Source organism: Paraburkholderia sp. EG304, from assembly GCF_046543485.1.
Taxonomy (GTDB): Bacteria; Pseudomonadota; Gammaproteobacteria; order Burkholderiales; family Burkholderiaceae; genus Paraburkholderia; species Paraburkholderia youngii.
On record NZ_JBKGUA010000285.1, the window covers coordinates 1 to 619 of the forward strand.

Genomic DNA, 619 nt, shown 5'->3' on the forward strand with positions numbered 1-619 from the left:
GATTCGCCGCACAGCACGATCAACGCGCGCTTGGCCTGCTCGACGCGGTCTCCGCGAAGCTGGTCAGCACTGCTGACGGTTGGCAGGCGGCCCAGTCCGCACAGCAGCAGACGAATGAAGCCATGGCGACCGAGCTGCGCAATGCGCTGGCCACGTTCGCCGAGCAGCATGGCGAGCGCTCCAGCGCCTTGCTTGAGGCGGTTTCGGCCGAGCTCAACACGACTGCGACGCGCTGGCAGGATGCCCAGGCGGCGCAGCAGCAGACCCATGCTGCACTGACTGCCGAATTGCGCAGCGCGCTGTCCAGCTTCACCGAAACGCACGAGGCCCAGGCGACTGGATTGATCGACTCGGTCGGCAGCCGCATGGAGGCCACCACCGCGCAGATCGCCGAGGCATGGCAGCACGCCCTCGCCCGCCAGGATGCGGCCGCGACCGCACTGAGCGAGCGTCACCAGCAGGCGCTGGACGCCGCCGCCGCGACGCTGCAGGCACAGGCGGTGTCACTCGGCGATGCGATGCAGCAGTCCCATGCCCAGCTCCAGGACGCCCTGGAAGCACGCGATCAGCAGCGTCTGAGCGCGTGGACCGAGGCCTTCGCCGACATGAGCGCCAGCCT

1 protein-coding gene is annotated in these 619 nt (G+C 69.0%); it reads left to right on the top strand.

All coding sequences use genetic code 11. The annotated features are described in order from the left end of the window. Window positions 1–619, top strand: a 619-nt coding sequence (locus ACLFKU_RS43885; protein ID WP_410853407.1) for a DUF802 domain-containing protein, incomplete at both ends; no start/stop codon positions are given.